The organism is Variovorax sp. 20P10.2.4 (genome assembly GCF_058244205.1).
The window spans coordinates 1-3591 of record NZ_JBZAYE010000696.1 but is presented as its reverse complement, the minus strand read 5'-3'; the positions used below and the strand labels follow the sequence as shown (position 1 = coordinate 3591).

Annotated in this window: 3 protein-coding genes; 1 reads left to right on the top strand and 2 read right to left on the bottom strand. The window is 69.8% G+C overall.

Features of this window, described 5'->3' with window-relative positions; all coding sequences use genetic code 11:
* On the bottom strand, nt 1–1760 hold a 1760-nt coding region (locus AC27VN_RS35820; RefSeq protein ID WP_490879700.1), incomplete at its 3' end, for an O-linked N-acetylglucosamine transferase, SPINDLY family protein.
* Between the two features lie 144 nt (nt 1761–1904).
* Nucleotides 1905–2333 (bottom strand): CBS domain-containing protein, encoded by a 429-nt coding sequence (locus AC27VN_RS35815; RefSeq protein WP_093339891.1) that lies wholly within the window; start codon nt 2331–2333, stop codon nt 1905–1907.
* A gap of 263 nt (nt 2334–2596) precedes the next feature.
* Here AC27VN_RS35815 and ylqF point away from each other — a divergent pair, with 263 nt between their 5' ends.
* Nucleotides 2597–3571 (top strand): ribosome biogenesis GTPase YlqF, encoded by a 975-nt coding sequence (gene ylqF, locus AC27VN_RS35810; RefSeq protein ID WP_093339888.1) that lies wholly within the window; start codon nt 2597–2599, stop codon nt 3569–3571.
* The last annotated feature ends 20 nt before the right edge of the window (nt 3572–3591 follow it).

Genomic DNA, 3591 nt, shown 5'->3' with positions numbered 1-3591 from the left:
GCGAGCTGCGGGAAACCGGCCGCGCCCAGCAGGCTGCCCGCCACGCGGCCGGCGAAGGTCTGGCCCACGCAACTCACGAGCGGCAGCCCGGCCCACAGCGCGTCGCTGGCGGTCGTGTGGGCGTTGTAGGGCAGGTTGTCCAGACACAGGTCGGCCAGCGCCAGGCGCTGCAGGTGGGCCGACTGCTCGGCCCAGGGCGCGAACACCAGCCGCTCCGAGGCGATGCCGTGCGCGGCGGCGCGCTCGCGCAGGTTCCGTTCGTAGGCCTCGGTGCCGCCCTTGAGCCAGAGCACGCTGCCCTCGACGCGCGCGAGCAGCCGCAGCCAGATGTCGAAGAACGCGGCCGTGAGCTTCTGGCCGTTGTTGAAGTTGCAGAAGACGAAGGCCCCTTCCGGCAGGCCGGCATCGACGCGCGACAGCGGCCCGGCGGCGGTCTCGCGGCGCGAGTCGTTGGGCTGGTAGGCGTCGGGCAGGTAGAGGATCTTCTCGCTGTAGTCCGCGCGCGCCGCCTCGGGGATCAGGAAGGGGTCGGCCACCAGGTAGTCGATGAAGGGCGCGCCCAGCGTGCCCGGGAAGCACAGGTAGCTGAGCTGCAGCGGCGCCGGCCGCAGCGCCAGCACCGAAGGCCGCGCATCGATGGTGTAACCGCCGAGGTCCACCAGGATGTCGATGCCGAGGTCGGCGATGGCCTGCGCGGTCTCGCTGTCCGACAGTTCGTGCGCGTCGACGAAGCGGTCGAAGGCCCGCTCGAGCCGCTCGCGCATTGCGCTGCCGTCGCTCTGGCGCAGCGAGATCGCCGTGACCTCGAAGCGCTCGCGGTCGTGGCGCTCGAACACCTCGGCCACCAGGAAGGAGGTGGCGTGGCGCCCGAAGTCGGCCGAGATGTAGCCGACGCGCAGGCGCTCGCCCTCGGCGCGCACCGGCGCGTGCAGCGGTTCGGCCGCCATCGGGTAGTGGCGCTGCGCATGCAGCCGCGCCACCTGCAGCTGCTCCTGCGGCGTGGAGGGCAGGATCAGCAGCGCGAAGGGCTCGATGCATTCGCGCTGCGCGCGGATGTCCTCGCGCAGCAGCGCCATCTGGGCGTCGAAGTCCTGCCAGTCGGCGATGGCCGCGCGCGCATAGAGCAGGCCGCCGCGCGCGAAGGCGTAGTCGGCGTCGCCGGGATGCTCGCGCAGGGTCCGGTCGTACAGCTGTGCCGCGTCCGCGAAGCGCCGCGCCTGGCACAGCGCGGTGCCGTAGTTCTCGATCAGCGTGGGATGCGAGGGCTGCAGCGCCAGCGCGCTTTCGTAGCACTGAAGTTCCTGTGCATGCAGGCGCAGCTTGCCGCAGGCCGCGCCGCGGTTCATGTGGGCCTCGAAGGCGTTCGGGCGCAATTGCACCGCGCGGTCGAAATGGGCCAGCGCCTCGGCGGCCTTGCCGAGCGCGAGCAGCGCGAGGCCCAGGTCGTGCTCGGCCTCGAACAGGTTCGGCTGGCGCTGCAGCAGCGTGCCGAAGGCCTCGGCCGCGGCGCGGTGCTGGCCCGACTTCTGGCAGGCCATGCCGAGGTAGTACCAGCTCTCGAGGGAATTCGGGTCGTAGCGCAGCGAGGCGCGCAGCCGCTCGATGGCTTGCGGGAAGTCCTGCGTCTGGCCCGCGATGAAGCCCAGCAGCCGGTTCGCGGCGGCCATGTGCTGGCCTTTTTTCAGCAGCTGCAGCAGCACTTTCTGCGCAGCGGAATACTGGCCCTGCCGGAAAAGCAGTTCGGCCGACTGCAAGCTCATTGCAGACCCTTGTGGTTCGGTGATCTTGGGGGGAGGGCCACGAGGTGGCGCCCGGCCGCGAGGGGCGGGCGGGCGCAGTCTAGCGTCGTCCGGTCGCGCCTGCCTGACGCGGGGGCCGAAAAAGGGCGGCGGCGCCGCCTTCGCTCAACTCTGGATGTAGTGCGTCAGCTGCTCGATGGTCTGCTCGTGGTCGGCAATGATGTCGTCCATCAGGTCCTGGATCGAGATCATGCCCACCACCCTGTCGCCGTCGACCACCGGCAGGTGGCGGAACTTGCGCTGGCTCATCAGCGCCATGCAGGTCTGGGTGGGGGTCTGCGGGTTCACGGTCATCACGTCGGGCGTCATGATCTCCGAGACCTTGACCTCCTTGGAGTTCTTGCCCTGCAGCGCGACCTTGCGCGTGTAGTCGCGCTCGGAGAGGAAGCCGACCAGCCGGTCGCCCTCCATCACCATCAGGGCACCGACCTCGAAATGCGCCAGCGTGGCCAGCGCATCGAACACCGTGGTGCCCGGCGAGGTCCGCCAGGCCGCGGAGTCGTGACGTTTGAGCAGTTCGGAGACGGGTTTCATCGCGGCAACTCCTTGAAAAAAGTCTGGATTCGACCGACGCCGGAAGGCGCGCTCTGCGACAAATCATAGGGGCTGGCACGCGCGAGCGGCGCAAGACTTTGCAAGCGTGCGGCCATGCCGCGCGCGGCAAAGACCCCGGTATCCCCGCGCGGCGGGGGCGTATCGATCGATTCAGGTTCGCGGTTCACAATGCGCACCCCGGACCGGTGCATGCACCGTCCCATTCCATCCCGCAGCCACAAACACAAGAAAGACACGCACCGATGGCGATCCAGTGGTTCCCCGGTCACATGCATCTCACGCAGAAGGCGATCACCGAGCGCGTGAAGGACATCGACGTGGTGATCGAGCTGCTCGACGCGCGGCTGCCCGGCTCGAGCGCCAACCCGATGCTCGCGCGGCTGACCGCCAACCGGCCGGCGCTCAAGGTGCTCAACAAGCAGGACCTGGCCGACCCCGAGCGCACCGAGCGCTGGCTCGCGCACTACAACGGCCTGCCGGCCACGCGCGCGATCCCGCTCGACGCCAGCCTGTCCACACCGGCGCAGCAGATCGTGCGCGCCTGCCATGCGCTGTCGCCCAACCGCGGCGGCCTGGCCAAGCCGATGCGGGTGCTGATCTGCGGCATTCCGAACGTGGGCAAGTCGACGCTGATCAACACCCTGACCGGCGGGCGCAAGGCCAAGACCGGCGACGAGGCCGGCATCACCAAGCTCGAGCAGCGCATCACGCTGGCCGACGACTTCTATCTCTGGGACACGCCCGGCATGCTGTGGCCGCGCATCGTGGTGCCCAAGAGCGGCTACAACCTCGCTGCCAGCGGCGCGGTGGGGCGCAATGCCTTCGACGAGGAGGAGGTGGCGCTCGAGTTGCTCGGCTACCTCAAGCAGCACTACGCGGCGGGGCTGGTGGCGCGCTTCAAGCTGGTCGAGCACGAGCATGCGCCCGGGGAGCTCGCCGAGATGCGCGACGAGGCGCTGCTCGACACCATCGGCCGCAAGCGCGGCGCGCTGCTCGGCAAGGGGCGCGTGAACCTGCAGAAGGCGGCCGAGATCGTGATGCACGAGTTCCGCGCCGGCAACCTCGGGCGCATCACGCTCGAGACGCCCGAGGAGTTCGCCCAGTGGCTGGCCGAGGGCCAGCGCGCCGATGCCGAGCGCGAGGCCAAGAAGGCCGCGCGCAAGCAGCAGCGCAAGGGCGGCAAGGCCGCGGCGGCCGAGGACGACGCGGTCGCCTGAGGCAACGGACCATGCAGCAG